The sequence below is a fragment of the Planktotalea sp. genome (assembly GCF_018607965.1).
Taxonomy (GTDB): domain Bacteria; phylum Pseudomonadota; class Alphaproteobacteria; order Rhodobacterales; family Rhodobacteraceae; genus Planktotalea.
Genome location: NZ_JABBAM010000023.1, coordinates 1 through 7,535, shown reverse-complemented (window position 1 = coordinate 7,535; position 7,535 = coordinate 1). Strand labels below are relative to the sequence as shown.

The following is a 7,535-nucleotide window of genomic DNA, read 5'->3' as shown; positions in this document are numbered from 1 at the left end:
CAGGAGCGATACCGAGATCCGCCGCTGATGTGGCCGCGCGGTCGGGATTAGACGAAAGTGCCCCTGCGACCAGTGCCCATTTTCCATCCAAACGGGCAGCAATGCGGTGCACACCACCGATAAAGGCCCCCTGACCGCCACCGACCATGCCAAGTTTTAACGGAGTCATAGGCCCAACATCCGCTTGAGCTGCGCATCATTACGTTCGCCACTAGCGAAGTCATCAAACGCTTTTCCTGTTACTTCGATCAGTTGATTGGCGATAAAAGGCGCGCCTTCGGCTGCGCCTTGTTCGGGCGATTTCAAACAACATTCCCATTCCAGAACGGCCCAGCTGTCATAGCCATATTGGGTCAGCCTCGAGAAAATTCCCGCAAAATCAACTTGCCCATCGCCTAAGGAACGAAAACGGCCTGCTCGATCTGTCCAGTTTTGATACCCAGAATAGACCCCTTGGCGACCGCTTGGATTAAATTCAGCATCCTTTACGTGAAAAGCGTTAATGCGGTCGTGATACAGATCGATAAATTGAAGATAATCGAGCTGTTGGAGCAAGAAGTGCGAGGGGTCGTAATTGATCATTGCAGCATCATGCCCCTCGCAGGCATCCACAAACATCTCGAATGTTGCGCCATCAAAGACGTCCTCGCCGGGGTGGATTTCGAACCCGATATCTTGTCCGTTATCTTTGTAGTGGTTCAAAATCGGAGTCCATCGCCGACCTAGTTCGGCGAATGCTTCTTCCACCAGTCCAGCAGGCCGCTGTGGCCATGGGTACAAAAACGGAAAGGCCAACGAGCCTGTGAAACTAACTGTATGAGATAGCCCGAGCCGCTCAGACGCGATGGCAGCCTTCATCATCTGGTCAATCGCCCATTCTTTTCGCCCAGCAGGATTGCCATGTAAATGAGCCGGGGCGAACGCATCGAAAGCGTCGTCATAGACAGGGTTCACCGCGACGAGTTGGCCCTGAAGATGTGTAGAAAGTTCTGTGATCTCAACACCAGCGTCAGCACAGATGCCTTTGACCTCATCGCAATACGTCTGACTGTCCGCCGCTTTTTCGAGATCAAAAAGTCGGGCATCAAACGTAGGGATTTGCACGCCCTTATAGCCGAGCCCAGCGGCCCATTGCACGATGTTACTTAACGAGTTGAAAGGAGCATCCGCATCGGCAAATTGAGCAAGAAACAGCCCCGGTCCTTTGATCTGAGTTACCATGACGTTCTCCAATGTTATCAGTTGTCTGTCGGAATTTCCAAATGCTGCATCAAGGGCAGATCGGGGTCCTGCAATTGTTGGATCGCCGCTTTTGCTAAGAACCGCCCAGCTAGGCCGACATCTTCCATCTCAACAAGGATGTTTTCACGAAACATCTTGAGGATGGGAATGACTTCTTTGCCGTAGACATCGATGTCTTCGCCCAGCTTTCGCCCATGTTTTTCTATGGCAACAATGGCGGCGATTGCGGCCTTGGACGATGTGCAAAGCACCGCATCAATCTCGGGCGACTGGTCCAATCTGCGTGTCACCCAATGCTGGATGTCATCAGAAGGTCGATCGCTGTCGACGTTTTGCGAAATGCGGTATTTGATTCCAGATTGCGCGCTTTCTTGTCGCAGGCCGCGCACCATATCTTGGGAATAGTTCTGGTTGCGAGGTGGCAAGATTGCGAGGATGTTTTTGCGCCCGCGGCGGCCTAATTTACTCAATGACACTCGGATAAATGCTGTGTTGTCGTAGTCATAATATGCATGCTGTTCTGCCCATTGCGTGCGCCCGTGGGTCACGAAAGGAAACTGCTTTTCCAACAGGTATGCGACGCGTTCATCGGCAGGTTCAGTCATGTTGAAAATGACTGCGTCAGCGGAGTGTGTTTCGACAATGTATTTGATAGGCCGCATCGAATCTTCGTCCGGAAACCACGGCATAACGTTAAGATGAAATTGTGTGCCGCGCAGCTCTTTGGCAATTGTGCTGGTCAGTTTGGACGCATTGTTCAACACGTCCCCTTCTGCGGGAACGAGCAATGTGATCACATTGGTGCGGCCTGTTCGCAGCCGCAGTCCGGCGCGGTTTGGAACATAGCCAATAGCATTTGCGATACGTGCCACCAGTTCTTTGGTGTCGGCCCCGATATCTGCACCATTTCGCATCGCGCGTGACACGGTCGTAACAGCCAGACCGCTAATCCGCGAAATTGTTTTCAGGGTCGGCCTTTCGTCAGGGTTGACCAAGCTTCGCAGCTCGTCCCCGTTCAATTTGGCAACTTCGGCCGCGACTGGTTTCATGGCAGCTTTTCCTTCTACCGTTCTTGAGAATACTTAACTGACACAATCCTAGAATGGCAATTTTTCGCACAAGCTTTTGCGGGTAGGGCGGCGACGTAACTTTATATGCGACCATCAAAAAGGACTTGCAAGCGTAAACTGTAACGATGTAGTAAAAACTGTATCGATACAGATTTGGAGGAATCATCGTGAAACTGACAACCAAACTTCTGACCGCCACAGCGATTGTCGCGGCATCCAGCGCTTTCGCCGAAGACCTTGAAGTGATGCACTGGTGGACATCAGGTGGCGAAGCCGCTGCTGTTGGTGAATTGGCCAAGGCGTTTGACGCGACTGGGAACACTTGGAAAGACGCTGCAATTGCGGGTGGCGACGCTGCGCGCGCTGTTATGGTCAGCCGCTTGACTGGTGGCGATCCTATGGGCGCATTTCAGTTCAATCACGGCCGTCAAGCAGAAGAGCTGATCGAAGCGGGCCTATTGCGCGACATCACAGACATTGCACAGGCAGAAGGTTGGGCCGACATTGTGAACCCATCATCTTTGCTGGATTCCTGCACAGTTGAAGGTCGCATTTATTGCGCGCCTGTAAATATCCATTCTTGGCAGTGGCTCTGGTTGTCGCATGCGGCATATGCGGACGCGGGCCTCGAAGTTCCAACAAATTGGGATGAATACGTTGCTTCTGCTCCGGCGTTGACTGAGGCCGGCAAACTTCCGCTCGCATTGGGTCAGCAGGGCTGGCAGCAACGCGGATTGTTCAACGTATTGTTCGCTGCGCTGGTTCCAAACGATGTGTTTTTGTCTGTGTATGACGGTAAAGACGCCGACGTTGCAGCTAGTGCAGATGTTGCGCGTGTTTTTGCAGCCGCCGCTGATGCCCGTGAAATGGCAACTAATTCCAAAGTGCAAAATTGGAATGACGCTACCAATCTTGTGATTACTGGCCAAGCGGGCGGTCAAATCATGGGCGATTGGGCGCAAGGCGAGTTCGCAATTGCTGAACAAGTTGCAGGCAAGGACTATAGCTGTCTGCCGGGCCTCGGAGTTACCGAGCTTTTGAGCACTGGTGGCGACGCGTTCTATTTCCCAGTCTTGTCTGATGACGCACAAACTGCAGCGCAATCGGAACTGGCGGCACTGATGCTGCGACCAGCCACACAGGTTGCATTCAACCTTGCTAAGGGATCCTTGCCAGTGCGCGGCGACATCGATTTGTCGACTGCGAATGATTGCATGCAGAAGGGTTTGGCCTTGTTGGCTGATGGTGCAATTTTGCCTGACACGGCGCAGTTGATAACACCTGACACGGCAGAACAGATCAGCACGTTGTTCATCGAGTTCTTTGCCGACGCTTCGATCACAATCGAAGATGCACAGGCTCAGTTTGTGAACATTATCGCAACTGCCGAGTAATCTGCTACGAGGCCGGTCCGCAAAAAGTGTGGGCTGGCCATACTTTGGTGTTCGTCTCAGCTAATTGGGATGCGCGCCGCATGGGGGAAGAAGATCATGTCATCGACACGCCCGAACCAATTGTTCCGCAACAAATCCTCGAAAATTGCAGCGATCCCGATGATTGTGACCGCGCTTTTTGTCTTTGTAGGTGGTACGATTTGGACAGTCGTTTATAGCTTTACGAAGTCTGGTCTACTGCCGCGCCTGCAATGGGTTGGGCTGGATCAGTACGAACGCTTATGGGCCACACGAAAATGGCTTGTCGCAATCGAGAACCTTGCGATTTACGGGCTATGTATGTTGGTCTTGGTTTTCGTAATCGGGTTCATCCTTGCCGCCCTTATCGATCAAAAGATCCGATTTGAGGACACAATTCGCACAGTCATCTTGTACCCTTACGCGCTGAGCTTTGTGGTGACGGGGCTGGTGTGGCAATGGATCTTAAATCCTGAGTTTGGTGTGCAAAATGTCGTGCGTGGATGGGGTTGGAAGAGTTTTACCTTTGACCCACTGTACAATGCTGACATCGCGATTTATGGCGTCTTGATTGCTGGAATTTGGCAAGGCAGTGGGCTTGTCATGGTTCTGATGCTCGCTGGATTGCGCGGCATTGACCAAGACGTGTGGAAGGCATCACGTGTGGACGGCATCCCGACGTGGAAAGCCTACATTTTCATTATCATCCCGATGATGCGGCCAGTGTTCGTAACCACGTTAGTCATTGTCGTTACCGGAATCGTCAAAATCTACGATTTGATCGTCGCACAAACTGGCGGTGGTCCCGGTATCTCGACCGAAGTTCCCGCGAAATACGTCTACGACATGATGTTTCAAGCCAACAACCTAGGGCAGGGCTTTGCCGCCTCGACCATGATGCTGGTGACAGTGGCGCTAATTGTCATCCCTTGGACAATTCTTGAATTTGGAGGCTCGAAGCACCGTGACTGATACATCGCTGACACCCCTAACCGGTCCGCAAGGACCAAAACCGCGCAAGTCGTTTTCGCGGCGCAACATTTTCCTCTATGGCACGCTTATCACGATTACATTGTTTTACGCGCTGCCGCTCTATGTGATGTTCGTTACATCCTTGAAAGGTATGCCTGAAATCCGTCTTGGGAATATTTTTTCGCCACCTCTTGAGGTGACGTTTCAACCGTGGGTCAAGGCTTGGTCGCAGGCCTGCACAGGTCTGACATGTAACGGGTTGAGCACAGGGTTCTGGAACTCAGTGCAGATCACCATTCCCTCGGTGATCTTGTCGATCATTATCGCATCTGTGAATGGGTACGCGCTGTCGAACTGGAAATTCAAAGGCGCGGACGCGTTTTTCACAATCCTGATTTTTGGCGCGTTCATTCCCTATCAAGTGATGCTCTATCCGATTGTGATCATGCTGCGCGAAATCGGGCTTTATGGCTCTCTCGGTGGGTTGGTCCTTGTGCATACGGTCTTTGGTATGCCGATCTTGACCCTATTGTTTCGCAACTATTTCACCTCACTTCCTGAGGAATTGTTCAAAGCCGCGCGGGTGGATGGGGCAGGGTTCTGGGCAATCTACACCAAGATCATGGTTCCTATGTCTTTGCCAATCTTTACCGTCGCGGTGATTTTGCAAGTCACAGGTATCTGGAACGACTTCCTGTTTGGTGTCGTCTACACAAGCCCAGACAACTACCCGATGACGGTGTCGCTCAACAACATCGTAAACTCCACGCAGGGCGTGAAGGAATACAATGTCAACATGGCCGCTACGATCCTGACAGGACTGGTGCCGCTCTCCATCTATTTCGTTTCCGGAAGGCTATTCGTTCGTGGCATTGCTGCCGGCGCGGTTAAGGGTTGAAAAGATCATGAAAAATTCAGTTGAAATCAAAAATCTCGACTTGCAGTTTGGTTCAGTGAAGGTGTTACAAGACCTTAATCTGGACATTGGTAAAGGGGAATTTCTTGTTCTACTCGGGTCCTCGGGATGCGGGAAGTCGACATTGTTGAACTGTATTGCAGGGCTTTTGGATGTGTCCGGTGGTCAGATCCATATCAATGACCGCAATGTCACATGGGCGGAACCGTCGGATCGCGGTATTGGTATGGTTTTCCAATCCTACGCGCTCTACCCCCAGATGACCGTTGAGGGAAACCTTTCGTTTGGTTTGAAAAACGCCAAGCTGCCCAAGCCTGAAATTGCGAAGCGGATCAAACAGGCCTCCGAAGTGCTGCAAATCGAGCCCCTGTTGAAACGCAAACCTGCGGCACTTTCAGGAGGACAACGCCAGCGGGTCGCTATTGGCCGCGCCTTGGTGCGCGACGTGGACGTGTTCTTGTTTGATGAGCCGCTATCGAACCTTGATGCCAAGTTGCGCGCGGACCTTCGGGTTGAGATCAAGCGCCTGCATCATAAGCTTCAGAACACAATGATCTATGTGACCCATGACCAGATTGAAGCGATGACGCTGGCGGATCGCATCGCCATCATGCGCGGAGGTCAAATCATGCAACTTGGCTCACCGGCCGAAATTTATGGCCGGCCGATCAACAAATACGTCGCAGACTTTATCGGTTCACCATCGATGAATTTCCTCGATGGTCACGTCGAGAATGGCACGTTTGAGGTAGGCGATCTTTCGATCCCGCTGGATGGATATGAGTTTGTTGACGCCAGCGCCACAGATGGACCCGCAACCATGGGCATTCGCCCCGAACATGTGGTGACAGGCGAACTGGTTGAGAGCGCACCTTTCCAGGTCAATGTTGAAGTCAACCTGATCGAGCCAACAGGCTCGGACACGCTGGTCGACTGCGAAGTAGCAGGTCACCATTTCCGTGTTCGGATGGACGGTCAATCACGGGTAAGTGTAGGGGAAAAACTGCGCCTCGGTTTCGCGCCCACTAGAGCGTCGTTGTTTGATGCAAACACCGAATTGCGCCTTTGAACTGTATCGATCCGAGTACGATGCGATCACCACAGCAATGAAAGAATAATCATGCTTACAATCTCTTACCAACTCTACTCCTCGCGCAACTGGGACGCGAACGAAACTTTCGAGATGCTTGCCGAGGCGGGCTATAAAGAAGTCGAAGGCGTAGGCCCGCATTACGAAGACTTGGTTGCAACCAAGGCCCGCCTTGAACGCTATGGCATAACCATGCCGACCGGCCATTTTGCCCCTGATTTGATCGAGGACGACCCCCAAAAGGTCATCGGAATAGCAAAGACTCTGGGTATTTCTTGCGTCATTGCGCCTTTCATTCCGCCCTCCGAACGTCCAACGACGATGTCGGGTTGGGCTGATTTTACTGCACGACTGGTCAAGATGAGCAAACCAATTATCGCGACAGGGTTGGACTTTGCATGGCACAATCACGATTTCGAATTCGTTCCGGTCGACGGTCATATCCCGCTTGATCTGATTGCTGAAGCTTCTGCTGACATCAAATTCGAACTTGACCTGGCGTGGATCCATGTGGCCGGACTTGACCCAGTGGAATGGCTGGAAAAGTATAAAGGGCGCATCATCGCAGCACATGTGAAAGACGTAGCCCCAAAGGGCGAATGCGCTGATGAAGGCGGTTGGGCCGATGTTGGTCATGGAGTGATGGATTGGAAAGCAATCAAACCTGCGATGGATAGCGCAGGCGTGGCTCGCTACGTTGTCGAACATGACAATCCCAACGACCACGTCCGCATGGCGACACGCTCGCTGGCAAGCGTTCAGTTATTCTAAGGAAGACACGACATGAAAGATTTCGGTGTAGGCATCATTGGGTGCGGCAACATTTCGGCCTC

Annotated in this window: 7 protein-coding genes and 1 pseudogene; 5 read left to right on the top strand and 3 right to left on the bottom strand. The window is 52.1% G+C overall.

Going from position 1 to position 7,535, the window contains the following annotated elements; genetic code table 11:
* The 3 genes and pseudogenes from QZ279_RS01635 to QZ279_RS01625 all read right to left on the bottom strand — a co-directional run.
* Positions 1 to 169: pseudogene (locus tag QZ279_RS01635) on the bottom strand (gfo/Idh/MocA family oxidoreductase); the annotation flags it as partial.
* Positions 166 to 1,221 carry a sugar phosphate isomerase/epimerase gene (locus tag QZ279_RS01630; protein WP_293447150.1) on the bottom strand — a complete coding sequence of 352 codons (1,056 nt, stop codon included), beginning with the start codon at positions 1,219 to 1,221 and terminating at the stop codon, positions 166 to 168. The pseudogene QZ279_RS01635 and the gene QZ279_RS01630, both read right to left, overlap by 4 nt.
* Before the next feature lie 17 nt (positions 1,222 to 1,238).
* Entirely contained in the window at positions 1,239 to 2,291 is a 1,053-nt protein-coding gene (locus QZ279_RS01625; RefSeq protein WP_293447149.1) for a LacI family transcriptional regulator, read from the bottom strand.
* Positions 2,292 to 2,479: 188 nt separating this feature from the next.
* On the opposite strand from QZ279_RS01625, the gene QZ279_RS01620 reads away from it, so the two are divergent.
* The 5 genes from QZ279_RS01620 to QZ279_RS01600 all read left to right on the top strand — a co-directional run bounded on the left by QZ279_RS01620 (position 2,480) and on the right by QZ279_RS01600 (position 7,473).
* Positions 2,480 to 3,706 (top strand): ABC transporter substrate-binding protein, encoded by a 1,227-nt coding sequence (locus tag QZ279_RS01620; RefSeq protein WP_293447147.1) that lies wholly within the window; start codon positions 2,480 to 2,482, stop codon positions 3,704 to 3,706.
* Between the two features lie 96 nt (positions 3,707 to 3,802).
* Positions 3,803 to 4,696 carry a sugar ABC transporter permease gene (locus tag QZ279_RS01615; RefSeq protein ID WP_293447146.1) on the top strand — a complete coding sequence of 298 codons (894 nt, stop codon included), beginning with the start codon at positions 3,803 to 3,805 and terminating at the stop codon, positions 4,694 to 4,696.
* A complete protein-coding gene (locus QZ279_RS01610; RefSeq protein ID WP_293447145.1) occupies positions 4,689 to 5,594 on the top strand; it encodes a carbohydrate ABC transporter permease in 906 nt (301 codons plus the stop codon). The genes QZ279_RS01615 and QZ279_RS01610 overlap by 8 nt, the downstream gene beginning before the upstream one ends.
* A 7-nt stretch (positions 5,595 to 5,601) precedes the next feature.
* The gene (locus tag QZ279_RS01605; RefSeq protein WP_293447143.1) at positions 5,602 to 6,681 is read left to right on the top strand and encodes an ABC transporter ATP-binding protein; all 1,080 of its coding nucleotides are present in this window, start codon (positions 5,602 to 5,604) and stop codon (positions 6,679 to 6,681) included.
* Positions 6,682 to 6,732: 51 nt separating this feature from the next.
* Positions 6,733 to 7,473, top strand: a complete 741-nt coding sequence (locus tag QZ279_RS01600; protein WP_293447142.1) for a sugar phosphate isomerase/epimerase — start codon at positions 6,733 to 6,735, stop codon at positions 7,471 to 7,473.
* The last annotated feature ends 62 nt before the right edge of the window (positions 7,474 to 7,535 follow it).